18 protein-coding genes, 1 pseudogene and 1 riboswitch are annotated in these 18,875 nt (G+C 47.8%); all 19 genes and pseudogenes read left to right on the top strand.

The features are described 5' to 3' along the window. Positions 1 to 35 precede the first annotated feature (35 nt). Positions 36 to 986, top strand: a complete 951-nt coding sequence (gene rnz, locus ACQSGY_RS08290; RefSeq protein WP_427051489.1) for a ribonuclease Z — start codon at positions 36 to 38, stop codon at positions 984 to 986. A 398-nt stretch (positions 987 to 1,384) separates the two neighbouring features. Next, positions 1,385 to 2,194, top strand: coding sequence for a TIGR01457 family HAD-type hydrolase (locus ACQSGY_RS08285; RefSeq protein ID WP_427051488.1), 810 nt, complete (start codon positions 1,385 to 1,387; stop codon positions 2,192 to 2,194). A 7-nt stretch (positions 2,195 to 2,201) separates the two neighbouring features. Continuing rightward, a complete protein-coding gene (locus ACQSGY_RS08280) occupies positions 2,202 to 3,023 on the top strand; it encodes an Fpg/Nei family DNA glycosylase (RefSeq protein ID WP_427051487.1) in 822 nt (273 codons plus the stop codon). Beyond that, positions 3,013 to 3,861, top strand: a complete 849-nt coding sequence (locus ACQSGY_RS08275; RefSeq protein WP_427051486.1) for a deoxyribonuclease IV — start codon at positions 3,013 to 3,015, stop codon at positions 3,859 to 3,861. Before ACQSGY_RS08280 ends, ACQSGY_RS08275 begins: the two co-directional genes overlap by 11 nt. A 19-nt stretch (positions 3,862 to 3,880) precedes the next feature. Beyond that, a complete protein-coding gene (locus ACQSGY_RS08270) occupies positions 3,881 to 4,222 on the top strand; it encodes a cyclic-phosphate processing receiver domain-containing protein (RefSeq protein ID WP_427051485.1) in 342 nt (113 codons plus the stop codon). Further along, the gene (locus ACQSGY_RS08265) at positions 4,219 to 4,536 is read left to right on the top strand and encodes a thioredoxin family protein (protein WP_145401818.1); all 318 of its coding nucleotides are present in this window, start codon (positions 4,219 to 4,221) and stop codon (positions 4,534 to 4,536) included. The genes ACQSGY_RS08270 and ACQSGY_RS08265 overlap by 4 nt, the downstream gene beginning before the upstream one ends. After that, the gene (locus ACQSGY_RS08260) at positions 4,533 to 5,312 is read left to right on the top strand and encodes an ABC transporter ATP-binding protein (RefSeq protein ID WP_216514509.1); all 780 of its coding nucleotides are present in this window, start codon (positions 4,533 to 4,535) and stop codon (positions 5,310 to 5,312) included. The genes ACQSGY_RS08265 and ACQSGY_RS08260 overlap by 4 nt, the downstream gene beginning before the upstream one ends. A 6-nt stretch (positions 5,313 to 5,318) precedes the next feature. Continuing rightward, positions 5,319 to 6,368 carry an SAM-dependent methyltransferase gene (locus tag ACQSGY_RS08255; protein ID WP_427051484.1) on the top strand — a complete coding sequence of 350 codons (1,050 nt, stop codon included), beginning with the start codon at positions 5,319 to 5,321 and terminating at the stop codon, positions 6,366 to 6,368. 185 nt (positions 6,369 to 6,553) lie between these two features. Next, positions 6,554 to 8,038, top strand: a complete 1,485-nt coding sequence (locus ACQSGY_RS08250; protein ID WP_427051483.1) for a serine/threonine protein kinase — start codon at positions 6,554 to 6,556, stop codon at positions 8,036 to 8,038. Between the two features lie 26 nt (positions 8,039 to 8,064). Further along, entirely contained in the window at positions 8,065 to 9,081 is a 1,017-nt protein-coding gene (locus ACQSGY_RS08245; RefSeq protein ID WP_427051482.1) for an SAF domain-containing protein, read from the top strand. Positions 9,082 to 9,110: 29 nt separating this feature from the next. Continuing rightward, entirely contained in the window at positions 9,111 to 9,827 is a 717-nt protein-coding gene (locus ACQSGY_RS08240; RefSeq protein ID WP_427051481.1) for a hypothetical protein, read from the top strand. Beyond that, positions 9,824 to 10,654: a hypothetical protein gene (locus ACQSGY_RS08235; RefSeq protein ID WP_427051480.1), complete on the top strand. Its 831-nt coding sequence runs from the start codon at positions 9,824 to 9,826 to the stop codon at positions 10,652 to 10,654. The genes ACQSGY_RS08240 and ACQSGY_RS08235 overlap by 4 nt, the downstream gene beginning before the upstream one ends. Positions 10,655 to 10,661: 7 nt before the next feature. After that, entirely contained in the window at positions 10,662 to 12,482 is a 1,821-nt protein-coding gene (locus tag ACQSGY_RS08230) for an ATPase, T2SS/T4P/T4SS family (protein WP_427051479.1), read from the top strand. Next, complete coding sequence (locus tag ACQSGY_RS08225; RefSeq protein ID WP_427051478.1) at positions 12,479 to 14,545, top strand: hypothetical protein; 2,067 nt, start codon at positions 12,479 to 12,481, stop codon at positions 14,543 to 14,545. Before ACQSGY_RS08230 ends, ACQSGY_RS08225 begins: the two co-directional genes overlap by 4 nt. A 74-nt stretch (positions 14,546 to 14,619) precedes the next feature. Beyond that, positions 14,620 to 15,105: an ABC transporter permease gene (locus ACQSGY_RS08220; RefSeq protein ID WP_111271715.1), complete on the top strand. Its 486-nt coding sequence runs from the start codon at positions 14,620 to 14,622 to the stop codon at positions 15,103 to 15,105. Between the two features lie 16 nt (positions 15,106 to 15,121). After that, positions 15,122 to 15,523: a hypothetical protein gene (locus tag ACQSGY_RS08215; RefSeq protein WP_427051477.1), complete on the top strand. Its 402-nt coding sequence runs from the start codon at positions 15,122 to 15,124 to the stop codon at positions 15,521 to 15,523. Next, positions 15,516 to 16,070, top strand: a complete 555-nt coding sequence (locus ACQSGY_RS08210) for a hypothetical protein (protein WP_427051476.1) — start codon at positions 15,516 to 15,518, stop codon at positions 16,068 to 16,070. The genes ACQSGY_RS08215 and ACQSGY_RS08210 overlap by 8 nt, the downstream gene beginning before the upstream one ends. Beyond that, positions 16,057 to 17,079 carry a hypothetical protein gene (locus ACQSGY_RS08205; RefSeq protein WP_427051475.1) on the top strand — a complete coding sequence of 341 codons (1,023 nt, stop codon included), beginning with the start codon at positions 16,057 to 16,059 and terminating at the stop codon, positions 17,077 to 17,079. Before ACQSGY_RS08210 ends, ACQSGY_RS08205 begins: the two co-directional genes overlap by 14 nt. Before the next feature lie 52 nt (positions 17,080 to 17,131). Continuing rightward, positions 17,132 to 18,685 (top strand): annotated as a pseudogene (locus ACQSGY_RS08200) (ABC-F family ATP-binding cassette domain-containing protein). 45 nt (positions 18,686 to 18,730) lie between these two features. Continuing rightward, positions 18,731 to 18,840: riboswitch (TPP riboswitch) on the top strand. Positions 18,841 to 18,875: the final 35 nt, after the last annotated feature.

The raw sequence follows: 18,875 nt of genomic DNA, 5'->3' as shown, positions 1-18,875 counted from the left end.
TTTTTTGCTGGCAACAGAAAGAGGTGCGATCCAGAATGGAACTATATTTCCTGGGAACGAATGCTGGTGTACCTACGCTGCAACGGAATGTAACGTCTATTGGGCTCCGTATGTTGGATGAACGCAGAGCTTTGTGGTTGTTCGACTGCGGGGAGGGAACACAGCATCAGATTTTAAGCTCACCGCTTAAATTAAGCAAATTGGAAAAGATTTTTATCACTCATCTGCACGGTGACCACGTGTTTGGATTGCCCGGTCTGCTCTCCAGCAGAGCATATCAAGGCGGAACAAGTCCACTCACGGTATATGGACCGCCAGGGACAGAGCGAATGATTAAAACGACGATGGAACTTAGTCAGTCACACCTGAACTATGATCTGAACATTGTTGAGCATACAGGCGGCATTGTCTTTGAAGATGACAGCTTTGTTGTAGAGGCCGCCTTGCTTGAGCATCGGATTGACAGTTACGGGTATCGCGTGACAGAAAAAGATCGTCCTGGCAGTCTTGATCCTGCAAAGCTGGCAGCATATGGCCTGAAGCCGGGCCCCTTGTTTGGAAGATTAAAACGGGGAGAACCGATCTCACTGGATAGCGGAGAGACCGTGCGTCCCGAGGATGTGCTGGGAGCGCCCAAACGCGGAATGGTGATCACCATACTTGGCGATACCCGCCCTTGCGCTAATGTTCAACCCCTGGCACAGAATGCCGATGTCCTTGTTCATGAAGCGACGTTTATGCATGATCTTGCGGATACTGCTCATGAGTACTACCATAGTACATCCATAGAAGCGGCGGAAGCGGCCCGAGCGGCTAATGTGGGTCAGCTTATCATGACTCATTTCAGTTCACGCTACAAAGATGAAGAGCAGCTTCAACCACTTTTGGAAGAGGCCAGGTCTATTTTCCCGAACACAAGGCTTGCTGATGAGCATCAGCTTATTCCTGTTGTTCATCGTGAGCAGGACTCATTACCTTCAGACTGAGGGTTGGGGCTTACAGGCGAGGCATGGTGCATCATGCGGAGCTGAACCGTATGTGATGATGCGCGAAATGCACGATTTCAAGACCGGCGAATGAAACGGGACTGAGGGAGAATTGTTCCCGAGGTCCCTTTTGCAATCTGGTCAAAAAGCGTGTAGGATGGGCAATATGAGCAGGGAAATGATCTGAATTATTTTCCGGGAAAGCGCAGGAAATGACAAGCTTGTACACCAGGCGCGCGAGAGAAAACGTCTGAGTTCGATTTCGTTCGACTCGTTACGTGTCTCTGATAACAAGATTCATCCTGTATGCCTGAATACATATGATTATTATTTATTTTCATGCATGTGTTTTTTTAATGGCATGAACTGTTAATGGAATGAAGAAAGGAAGTGCTTGTATGATCAAAGCTTATCTGATCGATCTGGATGGTACACTGTATCATGGCAGACATCGAATTGATGGAGCTGATCAGCTTATTCGTACACTACAGGAGCAAGGTGTGCCTTATTTGTTTGTGACCAACAATTCCTCGCGTACACCTCAAGGTGTGGCGGATCATCTAAACGGCATGGGCATAACCGCTGATGCTTCTCAGGTGTGTACCTCTGCGGTGGCCGCAGCTGAATATGTTGCAGCAGAAGCTCCGGGAGCGAAGGTGGCATGTATTGGGGAGATTGGTCTGATTCAGGCGATTAAGGATGCTGGTTTGGTCCTGACAGAGGATAACCCGGATTATGTAATCCAGGGGATTGACCGTGAGTTTTCCTATCAAAAACTAACGAAGGCTCTTCGCTGGATTAATGGCGGAGCTCAGTTTATTATGACGAATCCGGATTTACAGCTTCCGGCTGATGACGGTCTCACGCCTGGTGCGGGTACAATTGGAGCAGCGATCGAGGCGGCAACGGGTGTACAACCCGTCGTTATCGGCAAACCTTCAAGTATCATTATGAGATCAGCCATTCGCCGTCTGAACCTGAAGGCTGACGAAACAGCGGTTATTGGTGACAATATGCGTACAGATATTGCTGCTGGTGTGGCGGCCGGCTGTGAGACACTGCTTGTGCTGACGGGTGTGACAACACGTGATAATATGGATGGTCATATTCAGGCGGCCAAGGCACGGCCTGATCATGTTTTTGAAGATTTGCATACACTGATTGCATGGCTGACCGAACAGGCAGACCCAGCTTCCAAGAAGGAGTAGATAAAGAATGCCAGAGTTGCCGGAAATGGAAAACTACCGGACGTTACTGTCCGAGCATATACTTGATAAACTGATTACCGGTGTCGTTGTGAATCGTGAGAAAACGATTAATACATCAACGGACGTGTTCGTAAGTGAACTGACGGGTAACCGTATTATTTTTGTCGAGCGCAGGGCAAAACATCTGATTTTTCACCTCGCAAATGGCAAACGTCTGGTGCTTCACCTGATGCTGGGCGGCATGCTGTTCTGGGGCACGGAGGACGAGCGTCCTGACCGCACCACACAGGTAGAGCTTCAATTTGGAGATCATATTCTGTTTTTCATCGGCTTGCGTCTCGGATATCTGCATCTGATGACTTCGAAAGAAACGGAAGCAGCCATGGCTGATCTGGGTCCAGAGCCGCTGGACCGGCGAATGAATCTGGAACGCTTTGCTTCCCTCCTCAAAGGACGCCGGGGAACACTCAAAACAACGCTGGTGAATCAGCATATTATTGCGGGCATTGGCAACTGTTATTCCGATGAGATTGCTTTTGCAGCGAGTCTCAGACCAAGCTCCAAAACACAGAATATCGCGAGCTCGCCCGAGTTGACAGAGCGTCTGTATCATGCGATGCAGTCCGTGCTGCGTGAAGCCGCATCCGAGGGTGGTTATATGGAGATGCCTTTGATGCAGGGAGATACCAAAACCGGTAAGTTTGACGAGCAGTGTCGGGTGTATGATCGGGAAGGCGAGGCTTGTCCGCGCTGCGGGGGAATCATTGAGCGTGTTGAAATTACGGGCAAAAAAGCATTTTTCTGTCCGAACTGTCAGCATGAGGCCTAAAACCGGCATCGGGGCACATGTCAGCACCAGAGGGGGATTTGTACAAGCGGCCAAACGGGCATATGAGATGGGAGCAACGGCTTTTCAGTATTTTCCGAAAAACCCGCGCAGTCTCAGCTTGAAACGCTTTGATCCGAAGGATGCTGCTCAGTGCCGGGATTGGTGTGAAGCGCATGGACTTGCCTCCATTGCCCATTCACCTTATCCTACGAATCCGGCGCTTGGCATGACCCGTGGAGAGGCGGGGTTTCATGCTGTAGTTGATTCCATACGTAATGATCTTGAAATCTCTGATGCGTGCGGCTCGGTGGGAACGGTTGTTCATTTTGGACATCTTCAGACCAGAGACCCGCTGGAAGGATACCACAATCTGATTCAATGTCTGGATACTGTACTTGAACAGTGGCAGGGTGAGGCCAAGATTTTATTGGAAAATCAAGCTGGCGATCATGGGCCTATGGGAACAACGATGGAAGAGATGATACAGATTCGCAAGCTAAGCCGGTACCCGGAACATATTGCTTTTTGTTTCGACACATGTCATGCTTTTGCTTCAGGGATGTGGACTGCCGGAGATGAGGCGGCTTTACTGGATAAGGGCAGGCAGCTTGGGTACTGGGATGCACTGGCCGCTGTTCATTTTAATGATTCCAAATACGCCTCCGGCTTGAACAAAGACAGGCATGCGAGGATTGGTCAGGGAGAGATCGGTTTTTCTTCCATGCAAAGTCTGCTGCAATCGCCGGAGATTCATCAATCCGTTGTTGTACTGGAGACAGAAGCGGGAGAAGACGGAACGCATCGTGAGGATATAAAGATCATGCGTTCCTGGTTATAAGTTGGGGAGGTGCGAGACGATGCATGTTTTTCTGGATGATTATCGTTCTTGTCCAAAAGGGTTTGTTCTGGCAACCAATGCCGAGGAATGTCTTATGCTCCTGAGAGAAGGCGATGTAGACATTCTTTCGCTGGATTATGAGCTTGGGCCGGATTCGATGAACGGTGGTGAAGTGGCTGCAGCGATTGTAAGAGAAGGGCTGTATCCAAGTCAAATCTATTTACATACTTCAAGTATGTATGGAAAGCGTCAGATGTTCGAGATGCTGTACAGCAACAAACCTGATTCGGTGGTTATTCATAACGGGCCGATGACAGGTGAAGTAATGCTGCGTGTAGCTGCAGAGGCTGAGAAGTTATGAAGCCGATCACATCGAAATTGTTAATGCGCGGTGTATGGGAAGGCGTGCCTCAGGCTGTTTTTATCTATACTCCGCTGTGTGGAACGTGCGCGGCGGCTCGCCGCATGCTGGAGGTTACAGAGCATATGCTTCCTGACAACATTTTATATGAGATGAACATTCATGACATTCCTGAACTTGTGCAGCAGTTCCAGATTTCAAGCGTACCTGCGCTGATGCTGTTTGATGGGGAAATGGATGTACCCTCGATGGTGTACCGCATGAATTCGGTGGAGCATCTGCTGAATGAAATTCGGAAGGTGGTAGTGAGATGAGTGTTGTCGCTATGGAGAAAATTTCGCTGCGCCGTGAAGAGCATCAGATTCTTGATGACGTTCATTTACGAATCGAACCAGGTGAACACTGGGTAATTCTGGGCCGTAATGGCTCAGGCAAAACCACACTGCTGGAGATGATGAACGGTTATCTTTTCCCAAGTCAAGGTCGTATTGAAGTGCTCGGCAATGTTTATGGACAATGCGACGTCAGGGAGGTTCGCAAAGAGATCGGTTATATCAGTCAAACGCTGATTGAAAAGCTGACCTTGCGTGATCCGGTGTGGGAAGTTGTCGCTACAGGGGCTTATGCCTTTTTACGCTTTTACCAGACGATTCCTGATGAAGTGAAGAACAAGGCCATGCAGCTGCTGCACGACATGGGCTTTACCAAGTTGGCGAATCAGCCGTTGGGCACTTTATCCCAGGGAGAACGCAAAAAAGTCATGCTCGCACGTTCATTGATGGCTGAGCCTAAGCTGCTTATTATGGACGAGCCCTGTGCCGGTCTTGATCTGTATGAACGCGAGAAGATGCTGATCGAGATTGATCGTCTGCGTCAGCGAAATATGACGGTGGTATACGTCACCCACCATGTGGAAGAGATTGTACCTCTTTTCACACATGTTGCTCTGGTTCGTGATGGACGGATTGCGGCTGCGGGGCCGAAGCATGAGGTATTAACAGAAGAAACAATTAAGCATACGTATGATATCCCGGTGGATATACAGTGGCATGAAGGCCGGCCGTGGATACGCGTACGTTCTGGAGGGTAACACAAGTTGAGTACACAATCGTCATGGGGAGAAGGCGACTTTTCCCGTTTCATATGCACGGCCAATCATGGCTTTGCACCTTATGCTCAGGAGGAACTGCGCCGAACCTTCGGTGCAGTGAAGAGCACTGTGCTGGTACCAGGTGAGATTTTGCTTGCCGGCCTGCCTGCTGCAGAGGAAGAGGTTTCGGTCAGGCTGCTGCAGGAGTCTCCAACGTTTTTACGTCATATTCAGCCTGTGCAATTTCAGGAAAATACAGAAGATGCTGCGCAGTCGCTGGAAAAACTGGTGGCCTTCATTCTAAATCATAAGGAATTGTCTGGTGCTCAGGTCGTTCTGCAAACGCGTAAAACAGAAGCTTCTTTCTGGCGCGAAAATGCCGCTTCCTTGAAACAAACGCTGACAGAGAAGCTGGATGAACTCGGATGTGAGTGGGTTATTCGGGACGCCGAGTATGTTATCTCGGTATTTGCTGCGGATGACATGTTATATGCCGGTGTGTCCAGACCTGATCAGAATCTGTCCGACTGGAGCGGCGGGGCAGTTCGTTTCCAGAAGGAAGAAGGACAGATTTCACGAGCCAAGTTCAAGCTGCTTGAAGCAGAGCAAACGTTTGGCATTGATTTTACTTCTTTTCACAAAGCACTGGATATCGGAGCAGCGCCAGGAGGCTGGACATCGTTCCTGCTGGAGCGCGGACTTGAAGTGACGGCTGTTGATCCTGCCAAAATGGATGCATCTCTGCTGGCTTCGCCCAAATTGACGTTTTTGAAAAAAAATGCAGGCGATGTCCGCTTCCGCGAAGGAGAATTCGACTTGCTTGTATGTGATATGAGCTGGAGTCCCAAGCTGATGAGCAGACTCGTATCGGATTTGTTATACAGCTTGCAATCTGGTGGAACCGCTATTGTAACGGTAAAATTGCTGCATAAGAAACCGCTCGCGCTGATCAAGGAAGTCATTGATACGTTTGAGCGTTCACGCATGCAGATTCAGCGTTCGAAGCAGCTGTTTCATAACCGTGAGGAGATCACGCTCTATATGATTAAATATTAAATCATATATGTTATGAAATTTCTGCTTTACAACGAATGATGCTGTATACTATAATGATACCAATATTAACCATAACGTTACAAATTTTGAGGGAAAGCATCCCAAAGTGAACTTAACCAGCATGCTGGTTGGTTCGTTTCGGTGAAGCTTTCCCTTTTTTGTGCTGTGTGGAAGGAGGTAAACCTATGAGACATCCGGTCAGGCTGGAACGCGGAAGCCTGCTGGGAGGAAGATATCGTATCCTGTCGGTGCTGGCATCAGGCGGGATGAGCTACGTGTATGAGGCAGAGGATCTGAAGCTGCCAGGGAAAATGTGGGCTGTGAAAGAAAGTGTCACGGAGATGCCTTACGAGGGAAGTGTAGAAAGGGAGGCGTCGCTACTCACATCGCTGCGTCATCCGAGACTTCCGCAAATTGTTGATTTTTTCGCACCTGATGAAGAGGGGTATACGTACCTGGTGATGGAGTACATCGAGGGTTTGACGCTTAGCGATTACATCAAGCAGTGCAGGGGTAAAATCCCGATCCAGCAGTTCGCTGAATTTCTGCTTCAGCTGCTCGATGTACTAAGTTATCTGCATAATCTGGACCCGCCCGTCATCTACAGGGATATGAAGCCGTCTAACATTATGATTACACCAGAGCATGAAGTACGTTTAATTGATTTTGGCATCGCTCGCAGCTACAAAAGGCAGCACACAGAGGACACGATCAAGCTGGGAACCGCAGGGTTTGCAGCACCCGAACAATATGGTTCAGGGCAAACGGATGCCCGCTCCGATCTGTATGGTCTTGGCGCTTTAATGTTATATCTGATGACGAGCGGAGCTTATACCGAATGGATTCAAGGGGTCGAAAGCTCGATACGAAGTGATGTGCCTCGCACCTATATTCCTGTAGCCAGGCGGCTGCTAAGGTATAACGCCGAGGAACGCTTCCAAACGGCCGATGAGGTGAGGAAGGAGCTTCTGCGAATACCGGGAGCGGCGGTTCCCGCCTCTGCTTCCGAATCACAGCTGATGTTTAGTGGAGGGACCAGAGTTATAGCATTAACGGGAACCTCTGCCGGAGCAGGAGTGACACACACCGCGATAGCCATCAGCCATTTTCTGGAGCGGCAGAACTATAAAGTTGCTGTAATTGAGATGTCTCCACGTTCCCAATCGTTTGCTCGCATTCAGCAAGTCGTGCAAGGTGGTAAAGCTGTGGCGACAGGAAGGAAGTTTGCCGTGGACGGTGTGCATTATTGGAAGCAGTCTGGCCGAGCGGATATTTTATCCCTGCTGGGTGGCAGCTACCAGTTTATTGTGATGGATCTCGGGAGCGGTCAGGATCAGAATCGGCTGGAAGAGTTTCTGCGTGCGGATCTGCCCATCGTTGTCGGGTCGGGTGCGGAATGGAAACAGGCCGAGATTACTGCTTTTGTCCGCACGCATCACAGCTATCCCCAAGATAAATGGATATATTGTCTTCCGCTTGCTGCAGCAGATGCTGTGGAGCGTGTACGCAGAAATCTGGATACGTCCAGTGTTTACGGACTGCCGCTGCAGCTGGACCCGTTTGACAAGGACTCACATACGGATAAGGTGTTTTCACATATTCTGGGGCATCTAATGGCAAAGCAGTCCAGAAAACGTTCATTTTTTTCACGAAGAAGACCAGTTGAATAGAGGAGATAACGAAAGGAGAGCCTCTTTTGTCCAAATTAAGAAAACAAAGTCGTGAGCGGATTTACGCAGGGCTGATTGGAGCTGGAGTGGTGGGGATGTTCTTTGCGGGATACGTGATATATGAGGTCAGAACTGCCGAGCATGTCAGGTCAGTGATTGAAGACCGTTACGCTTCAGCATACGAGGAAAAGCAGGCTGAATTGTTGCAGCAGTGGAATTCAGGAGCTCAGGGCTGGGTGACAATCAGGGATATTGAAGCTGGTGAGCCTGTCATGCCCGATGATCTGAAGCTGATTGCGATACCTGATGCGCAGGCCCCTCGAAATCTGTGGTCCAGTACAAAGAAGCTGCAGGGTCAGGTAGCCAAGATCGAGCTGAAAAAAGGAACAGCGATTACGACCGAAATGGTCTATGAAGATACGCCGGCTCCATCCGATTTAAGAAACCGCGAGCTGCAGGTGGTGTTGCTGCCTTCTTCTTTGGCTAAAGGAGATATGATCGATATACGGATTCAGTTTCCAACCGGACAGGATTACATTCTGTTATCCAAGAAAAAAGTGGAGCGGCTAAATGCAGCAACTTTATGGGTTACGATGACGGAAGAAGAGATTTTGTCACTGTCCAGCGCAATCGTAGATGCTTACTTACATAAAGCTTCAATCTATGCTCTGACGTATGTTGAACCACAGTTCCAGACAGCGGCTATTCCCACATATCCAGCCAATTCCGAAGTGTTAAAGCTGCTGGAGAGTGATCCAAACATTGTGCGGCATGCCGAACAGGAGTTAACCAGACAGGTGCGCAGCTCGCTCGAAAGCTCGTTAGCTGCTTCCATGTCTGCACCATCCAAAGGCATAGAACAGGATGTCGCCCAATCGTCGGTTACATATAACAAAAGACCGTCCGCACAAGAGTCATCATCGGCGGGAACCTTTTGGAACGATGGTTCAGGAAGTACATCGGATCAAGCGGGGAATGCATCGAATGTTCTCGATTCCTCGACACTTGATGAGCAGCAGCAGTTGTTAACGGGAAATGAATAGATTTTGAGACAAGAAGGGAGTGCTTTTTCATGCATATATGGATGCTGGCAAGTTTATGTGAGAAGCATGATTTAATGTTATACCTGTGCAAAATACTTGCTTCAACGGGTAAGCGTGTGCTGCTGGTCGATGGTACGCTGCAGCAAAAATATGGACACAGTGTTGGAGATCATCGTCACCAGTCACTGCGAATTGTGGAATTTGAGGGCTTTGATATTGCATGTCAATTTGTGACTTCAACGGCAGTAGAGCAGCATTTGCAGGTAAACGGCGACAGTATGGAAGGGTATGATTATGTATTATACGACCTGGAGACGTTACACTTTGCTTCGCGAAATCTGTGGCTTGCGGCAGAGGTGCGTGTCTGGGTAAGTGATTATGAAAGGTACAATCTGGAGCGCGGCAAAGCATGGCTGGAGCAGCTGCTTGCTGAACAGGAGCTGCCTCCAGAGCTGACCTTCCACCGCATGCTGATCAACGGCGTGGACTGCAAGCTTGAAGCGCATTATCTGTGGGCTTATCTGGAGGGAAGTCCCTTCACATGGACCGGGGAATCGCTGATCCTTCCGTGGGACGAGCTGAGTGCAGCCGTTAAGCTGGAAAACGAGCATCATCACCGGGTAGAACTGGGGCATTTATCGCGAAACTACAAAAAAACGTTATGTCGTGTTGTGCAGCAATTCACTGGCTGGGAGCGCATGCACAGTCGTCGTGCAATGAAGGCTGCGGGGAGGATGAGGGCATGAGCACAATCTCCTTCTGGAGCCCTTTTCCTGCAACGGGCTGCTCCTCAAGTACTCTAATCGGTGCTTATGCGTTGGCACTCCAATATAGAACGAGAGTGCTGCTGGTGAATACAGGCCTGGCAGGCGAGGGTATCGAAGCAAGTTTGTTTAAAGACGAGAAACTTTCATCCGAAGTGTTGTTTTCTTTTGAAGAGAACGGCCTGGATGCTGTAGAGCGATTGTTTATTAGCGGTAATCTGAGCAAACACAATTTAAGAGACTACACCAAGCCGCTTCTGAAGGATCGATTGGATCTGCTCACCGGAAGTCAGAACAGGGCCGAGCGTTCCGCCGGATTCAAAGGGGAAATGCTCAAAAAACTGCTGCATACGGCTAATCAATGTTACGATCTGATTCTTCTGGATGCGCCTCATGACCATGTCGATACACCGCTAATGCTAAGGGAAGCAGACTGTGTTGTTGCTGTGCTGAATCAGAATATGAGGAACCTGGAAACCTTCTTTGGACAGATTATGCCAGATCAGCTGCGTGAAAAGAAAGTGCATGTGCTCATTAATAAATATGACTCTCAATCTCGTGCAACTCTCTCTAATATTAAGCGTGGCTTCAAATATAAGGGAAGTTTGTCTGCGATCCCGTACACGACCAGCTGCCTGGATGCTATGAATCGCAGAGATGCGGCCAGATATCTGCAGCTTGAGATTCAGGGAGACAGCAAACATGCCCGTAAAGGGAGTTTTGCCGCTGGTCTGGGTGAACTTGCCCGCCTGATGATGGATGGTGCGGAGATGCGTACTGTACTGAAGAGGCTGGAAAGGGGAGCCTGAATATCCAATGCTCATGAATTCGATAGGCATAACGATGATTGTTATGGCCGGTTTGTATTTTATCTGGTTTAAGTATCGCGCCGTACTTCGGGAACAAAATGAAGCATTACCTGAGCGAGAAGCTCTTACCATTGAATCATTAATTAATCAGGTTAAACATTCATTGCATGAAATAAGCCACAGTCAGCTTGCGGATGCGGGTTTACATGAAGAGGAGTATCGCCGAAGAGTAAATCAGCGTGCCGAGATGAGAAAGGCACTGAAGGGATGTGTATCGGGAAGCATCAGTGACAAAACGTATGTCAAAAACCTGATCGCAGATCTGCTGACAAGAACGATTGGTCTGAACAAGTCTAATGCGGATGAAGTTATGATGTTTGCAGAGCCCGAACGTTTGACTGCACAGGATCGTTTTGAAATTGTCTTTTATATTTATCGTCAGCAATTTGGTACGGATGCACTTTCCAGAATGATTGACACGTATGATCTGGGTAAACTCAGGCTGGAAGCGAATTCTGAAGATGGTGGAAGCTATTATATTTCCGAGCAGGATATCCAATATGTCTTTGAATGTGAGTATCGCGAGCTGGAATTCAGAGAAAAGGTCGAAATTATTGTGCAGCGTATCTACCAGAGCTATAAAGGATTCTCGGTTGTAGATGAGATTCGTGACCAACGGATTGACGGGGTAAGCGGAGGGGTAAACGGGATTCCAGAGGTGCTTCCACATATGAATCATTACACTCCTGCTTCCTGGAATGACCTGCTGGAACATGCTTTCGAGGATCAGCAGTACGAAGAACCGGTTAGCGGCGTGCAAAGTGTCTGGATATTTTATAAAGGAAAGTCGATTCATTTGTCCTTTTTAAGCTTTGGCAGCAACCGGGAATTGAAGCGTGTATGTCAAAACATATACAAATACAACTATCCTGGTCAATTGTCGGAGGCTAGTGGTTATAAAGTCAATGAAATGAAAGACGGCTCGCGTGTTGTTGTGGTTCGTCCGCCATTTGCCGAATCATGGGCGTTCTTTGTACGAAAATTTGATATTCCTAATGCATCACTTGAACAGCTGATTACAGGTAACAACGCACAGTTACCAATCCAACTCCTTCAATATTTGATGAAAGGCAGCCGGATTACAGCGGTGACGGGTGCACAAGGGTCTGGTAAAACGACATTACTGATGGCTATGGTCAAGCACATCTATGCTTCGTACACCCTCAGGGTACAGGAAATGGCGTTTGAACTGCAATTAAGACGGATTTACAGCCGCCGTAACATTCTCAGTTTTCGTGAGACAGAGCATATATCTGGACAGCAGGGGTTGGATTTACAGAAAAAAACAGATGGTACAGTGAACATTCTCGGTGAGGTAGCAAGTGATGAGGTGGCTGCATGGATGATCCAGATGTCTCAAGTGGCATCCCTGTTTACCCTGTTTACGCATCATGCCAAAACATTTCGTGATCTGGTATTTTCACTTCGCAATTCATTGCTGAAAACAGGCATGTTCCAGCATGAACATATTGCAGAGGAACAGGTCGTCAGTGTGATTAATTTCGATGTTCACATGAAAAAGGATGCAGAAGGACGCAGATATATTGAACGAATCACCGAATGTATTCCACATGCTGGCCCTGCAGGAATGGCTCAAGAGAGGAATGGATTTGCATCTCGTAATGTTGTGGAGTATCGGGACGGGACATATGTGGCAAATGCGCCGCTTTCCCTTTTAAGCATAACGGAGATGCGGGAGCAGATGACGCTGCAGGATGCGGAACATTTCGCTCGATTCATCGGGCAGTATTGGGGGGAAGACCAATGAGTGTTAAGTGGCTCTTGCTGCTGGTATTAGGTGTCTGTGCAGTTGGCCTGGTAATTACCCAGATGATCCTGTATGTACTGCGGAGAAAAGGGGCACTGCCGATACATGCTGCTGCCCTTGTAATTCCCATTCGAGGCAAGAGATATAAAGGCTGGGGTTCCCTCCTGCTGCAGGCATATCGGCTTGGCATCAAGATGCCTGGGATATCGACATATATTTTACAGGTCAGAAAAAGAATCTCCTATCGCTATGCCAGGGATGAACCTACACTCAGACGTCTAACAATGAGTATTGTGCTTATCATTATAGGCGGGTATGGAAGTGTTAGTATTGTGCTGTTCTTGCTGCAACCGGGACTTGCTTTTGTTATCCTGTCCATTCTCTGCGCCGTTGTTTTAAATAGTCTTGTGCTGGATATGTGCCTGAGCCGGATGGAGAAGAAGCTGCTTGTACAGATGCTTGATCTGTTTGCAGATGTGAGACATCGGTATCATCAGCATGGAATGGTTGAGGAAGCATTATATGAAGCCGCCGAGGCGGGAACAGGGGAAGCTGCCGAGCAAGTAAGGCTGATCTATGAAGCACTGACCTCTCCCGATCCCAATGAAGCGCTGGAGCGCTATTACGAGATTGCGCCCAATCGTTTTCTGAAAGGGTTCGCCGGTATTTCTTATATGGTTATGGAGTTTGGTGACAAGCACAAGGAGCAGGGATCTATTTATCTTCAAGGATTAAGTCATCTGACTCAGGAGATTCATCTGGAGATTTTGAGACGTGATCGACTCGACTATATGCTGCAAGGATTAAATGTGATCGCGCTTGCCCCTGTGCTGTTTACAGGTCCGATTGAGCGATGGGCCAGGCTCAGTTTCCCTACAATGGATGAGTTTTATCGGAGCAAGCTTGGCTTTATCACGAAAATATCCATCTACGTGATCATCATTGTTGCCTACCTGCTGCTGCAGCGGCTTCAGCAGTACGATGAGACTCGTTACCGTTCCGGACAAAAGCATTCCAGACTGGATCGTTTTTTGTATAAGCAGCTCTTTTTACGAAGGCTGGCTATGCTGTTCACCCCCAAGCCAGGCAGTGCTTCATATCATCAGATAATCCGGCTCATGAGAGAGAGCAGTATCGAGTTGAAATACGAATGGCTGGCGATACGCAGACTTATGTTATTTGTCAGCTGTCTGGTTCTGACTGTGGGTTTTATACTTCTGCTGCACCAGGTTCAGCGTAATCACATCCTGTATGATCCCATCAGGGATGACCGCATGTTCGGTGCGATGTCTGAAGCAGATCTGAAGGTGGCTGAAGTCAAGACACAGCTGGACCGTTCGGTTATGGAGTACGTGGGGATGCAGCGTGGAGTTTCGTATGAGGATATTTCTGAAGCAATGCAGCAGCTTGCACCGCTTGCAATGAATCACGATGCACAGGCGGAAGCAGTTACACGCATTATGGAAAAGATCGAATCGTATAACAAGCAGTATATGCGCTGGTGGGAAGTGGTTTTGGCCATAAGCATTGCTCTATGCGGTTATCATCTGCCGATCTGGCTTATGTTGTTCCAGCGTAAGATGCGAAGCATGGATATGCGGCATGAAATCTATCAGTTTCAAACGGTGATTTCGATTTTGCGTGAGATGGATCGCATGTCTGTGGAGGAAATGGTTGAATGGCTGAATCGATTTGCTGTCATTTTCAAGAGGCCGCTGCAAAAGTGTTTGTTACACTTCGAGCATGGTCCCGAAGACGCGCTTGAGCAATTAAAAGAGGAGGTGGGGCTGCCTGAGTTTCAGCGTTTGATTGATAAGCTGCAGCTTGCGCTGGGTAAAATCTCTATCCGTGAAGCGTTCGATGATCTGGAGAGCATGATGTCCTTTTATTTTGAACAGCGTAAACAGGAGTACAGCAAAATGATTGATATTAAAGCAGGCTGGGGAAGAACAATCGGTTTCGCACCGATGTATGCCTTGATTTTTCTGTATCTGGTCATTCCGCTGGTTGGTATGAGCTTTGTGCAGATGAACATGTACTATGAACAAATTCAGAAGCTGTAGCATACAGAACTGATTCGCGAAGCAGTTGGAGACGGGATATTAACCAATATAAATTAGAGGAGGGTATTTCATTTATGAATAATGCATCAAGTGCCTTGAAGGTAGCCGCAGGAATCTTTTTGACCATCGCTTTGATTACGATTGTGGTGTTGTTGTTTATATCAGCGCAGGAGGCTACCAAAACAGCGCAAAATAATTTTGCAGATATTCAAACAGAGCTGTCCCAGGCTGCATTTACGGTATATGACGGGACAACCATAAGCGGATCACAGGTGACAAACGCTCTGCGTAAATACGCGGACAAAGACCAGTTCGGCATTCAAGTGATTACAGGGAAAAATAGAGGTGGACAATGGTATGGCAATCAGCTCAACATCTCTCAAGACATTAACAACGCGGACTATGGCTCTGTCCTTGCACCAGATGAGAAGGTAGGCAGCATCAATCAGACGATGAGTGAAAAAGACAATCAATATGTTAATCCGAGTGGTAAGTTCAAGGCTATTATCATCAAGGACCGATCCAACGTTGTGAGAGGGCTGATTTTCCAGCAGTCTTGACTGGAGCTGTTATAACATGTCACGTAATACACAGCATCTGATGCTGTTCTGTACGGCGGTTGTGCTTTTTGTGGCAGCCTGCCTGTACGGGCAGCGGAACATCGCTATCTTAACGGGTGCCCTGAATGAAAGAGCAGCAAGCGTTACAGCAATGGATGGCAGAATCCATACGACGCTGCATTCAAGTCAGCTGAATCGTTACACTGGAGCTGAAGTGCTGCATACTGTGCGGCAAATGACAGGCACCGGGGTCCAGGTGGAGGTAGATGGTCATGAATATGTCATTGATCCGCTTGCTGATTCGTCAGCCACAATTCCGGTCGAACTGGAAGGCAGTTACCTGCCTGTGTATAACCGTAGCGACGCGGGAGAACTGTTAAAGCTTTCTTTTCGGAAGGAGGTAGAAAGCAATGATTAATGCAGCGTCCAAATTATTGGCCGTACTGCTGGCCGTGCTGCTGCTTTATATTTATCCTGCAGCCGAGACGGCTCAACGTCAGGATGACATAGCACGGATGACTGCGTCCCAGAGTGTCACTCGTTTCGTTGATGCTGTGCGGACCAAAGGATATATTTCTCCTCGAATGCTGGCAGAGTTTGAAGAGCAGTTAGCGCAGACGGGCAACAATTATGAACTCTCCATGGAGCATTTGCATAAAAAATATGTACCGCGTTATACGGACCCTATGAATCAGAGCAGCTTTACGGGGACCTATGAGGTCGTTCATGACGGCTATTATTTTTACCAGATCCGGGAACGCCTCTTTCCGGTGTCAGGCACATTGACAGTGGATGATCCTGGGCGCAGATATACGCTAAGCGTGGGGGATTTTTTCTCTGTAAGCCTTAAAAGCACCAATCGTACACCTTCTATGCTTATTCGGGAATGGCTTCAAGGTGGTACGGCGCAGGCGGCCGCGATTTTTACTGCACATGGAGGCATGGTGCTGAATGAAGATTACTGAGCTTGGCATCGTGTTTGTATTGATTTTCTTCCCGTTCTTTTACATGCTCACACTTCATACGGATGATGCACAAAAGGCGAATCTGCTTGCAACCCGTTACCAAAAAGCGCTTCAAACCGCAGTAATGGATGCAGGTGCAGTTATGCATCAGAACGAGAAACCGCATGCGGAGGCGGCTTATGATTCTGCCAAGTTTGTCAGAGCGGATAAGGAGCTGGCATTGTCCACCTTTACACAAACGATGGCTCTAAATATGGGAATTCAGGATGATATGCGGGCTATTCAGCATATGTTTGATTACATTCCAGCCATCGTTGTACTGGATTATGACGGTTATTATATTTTTGCCAAAGAAAACGAGATGACCGGGGATATGCAGCAGTCCTTCAGACAGGTGTGGAGCCCCAAAAGGCCTTATACATATACAGATTCGGATGGGAACAGCATTAATTTTACACTTGATCGATATGTGTATGCATATGATGCTGGTACTGGTAAATGGATCGAGGGCTTTCAGCAAGAACTGGCTGACAGCAGCACGATCGGACTGCTTCAGGATTCAACTGTATTTGAACAGGTACGGCGTAGTCGAATCGTGACTCTTGTTCAGGACGAGCTTGCAGAGGTCATTAATCGGCATAATGAGTTTGCAAGAAAAAATGGTGTGTCCTATGTATTCACGATGCCGCTGATTTCGCAGGAAGATTGGTACAATTCGATCAATGACATCGGTATTATCGCTTTTATGCAGGGAATCGCCGTGGGGGATCAGAAAATAAACAATTTTGCGATCGGCGGGGGCAGACTGGTCAAAAGAACAGCAGTTGTTGGCGGGCTCGATCCCGCAACAGGTATTAAATATCATTATCCTGCCACCTGCAATCCTGGCTTTCGTGCTCAAGAGGTGTTTACGACATCGAGGCAGGCATCGGCTCAAGGTTATTTTGAATATAATTGCTCTGCTCAATTTTCATTACTTTCAGAAAAGACAGAACCTGTGCTAAAATAAAGGTTCAAAAATTAACTAAAGTCATGTAAATAGATAGGAGCAGCCTCATCTTATGAGTTTATTGTCTGTAGAGAATGTCAGTCACAATTTTGGAGACCGTACATTATTTAAAAATGTTTCTTTTCGTCTGCTTGCCGGAGAGCGCGTCGGCCTGGTCGGGGCCAATGGTGCAGGTAAATCAACCCTTATGAATATCCTCACGGGTAAACTGCTGAAAGACAGCGGTAAAGTGGAATGGACGCCTAAAGTCCGTTATGGATATCTGGATCAGCATACAAAGCTGACCCCTGGCAAAACGATTCGTGATGTACTGTAGGATGCTTTTCTGCCACTGCTTGAGCTGGAAAAGGAGCTGATGCAGATCACCGATCAGATGGCCGATGCAGATCCGGACAGACTTGAGCAGCTGCTGGAGGAAATGGGTGAAATTCAGGAGCAGCTGGAGCAGGGCGATTTTTATCTGATTGATGTCAAAGTGGAAGAAATGGCAAACGGTTTGGGGTTAAATGCGATTGGTCTTGATCGGGATGTTGCTGCCCTGAGCGGTGGACAGCGCACTAAGGTGTTGCTTGCAAAGCTGCTGCTGGAGAAGCCAACTGCCTTATTATTGGATGAGCCGACAAACTATCTTGATGTAGAGCACATTGAATGGCTGACGCGTTATTTGAAAGACTATCCGCACGCCTTTCTGTTGATATCACATGATACAGAATTTATGAATGAAGTTGTGAATGTGATTTATCATCTGGAATTTGCCAAGCTCACACGCTACGCTGCCAATTATGAGAAGTTTCTGGAGATGGCGGATATGCAGAAGGCGCAGCATATTGACGCTTATGAAAAGCAGCAGGAATATATTAAAAAGCAGGAGGACTTTATTCAGCGGAATAAAGCTCGTGCATCCACCTCGGGACGCGCAAAAAGCCGGGAAAAGCAGCTTGGCAAAATTGAGCGGATTGATCGTCCGGACGAAGCGGCAAAACCAACTTTTAAATTCAAGGATGCCCGTGCAAGCAGCAAAACCGTGTTTGAAGGTGTTGATTTTGAAATTGGTTACACGTATCCGCTCCTGCCAAAGATGACGATGACCATCGAACGCGGAGAGAAGATTGCTATTGTGGGCTGTAACGGTGTCGGCAAATCAACACTGCTCAAGACAATTCTGGGTAAAATCCCGCCCATTAGCGGTAAAACCTTTCTCGGAGATTATCTGGAGACGGCATACTTCGAGCAGGAAGTACGTGCTGCAAATATCACGCCGATTGACGATGTGTGGAATGAGTTTTCTCATCTGACTCAAAATGAAGTGCGTGGACATCTGGCCCGCTGCGGCCTCAAAAATGAACATATTACACGTCCTTTGAACATGCTGAGCGGTGGGGAGCAGGCTAAGGTTCGTTTGTGCAAGCTGCTAATGCGTGAAAGCAATTGGGTGCTGTTTGATGAGCCAACGAACCATCTGGATGTTACTGCGAAGGCCGAGCTTCAGCGTGCGTTGAAGGAATACAAAGGAACCGTTTTGCTTGTATCCCATGAACCTGATTTTTACGAAGGCTGGGTCACCAAAACGTGGAATGTGGAAGAATGGTCTGAAAAAGCACGATGACAAAAAAATCCGACTGTGGTAATATAGGCTACAACTTCAACTTCATATGAACACTAGGGGGGCCGCACGATGCGGCTGAGATGGAAGAATGCGATTCCGGACCCTTTGCACCTGATCTGGATCATACCAGCGTAGGGAAGTGGCGCGTTTCAGCATAATGACAGTAAGTGATCCTTTTATGAACGAACAG

Source organism: Paenibacillus sp. TC-CSREp1, assembly GCF_050171015.1.
GTDB lineage: Bacteria > Bacillota > Bacilli > Paenibacillales > Paenibacillaceae > Paenibacillus > Paenibacillus silvae.
This window is presented reverse-complemented; position numbering and strand designations above follow the sequence as displayed.